The organism is Campylobacter sp. BCW_6463 (assembly GCF_001762785.1).
GTDB lineage: Bacteria > Campylobacterota > Campylobacteria > Campylobacterales > Campylobacteraceae > Campylobacter_D > Campylobacter_D jejuni.
This window is the reverse complement of sequence record NZ_MJXL01000077.1, coordinates 28,298-28,658: the sequence shown is the minus strand read 5'-3', so window position 1 is coordinate 28,658 and position 361 is coordinate 28,298. Positions and strand designations below refer to the sequence as shown.

The window sequence follows — 361 nt, the reverse complement described above, 5'->3', positions numbered from 1 at the left end:
ACAGCTTTGGATACTGAGCCTAGTTTAGATGAACTAGATGATAAAAATGATGAAGATTTAGAAATCAAAGAAGATGACAAAAATGAAGAAATAAAAAAGCAAGAATTATTAAACGATTCTAAAGCAAATACATTAGAAATGCAAGAAGAGCTTAACGAATCTCAAGATGATAATGCAAACGAAACTTTAGAAACTCAAAATTTAGAAGATGAGAATTTAGAACAAGAAACAACTAAAGAACAGAATCAAGAAGACATTCAAACTGATTTAGATTTAACTTTGGAAGATGGCGGAAGCCAAAAAGAAGACTTAAGCCAAGAACATACAGCTTTGGATACTGAGCCTAGTTTAGATGAACTAG

1 pseudogene is annotated in these 361 nt (G+C 31.0%); it reads left to right on the top strand.

The annotated features are described in order from the left end of the window. Positions 1 to 361 (top strand): annotated as a pseudogene (locus tag AJ884_RS10195) (highly acidic protein); the annotation flags it as partial.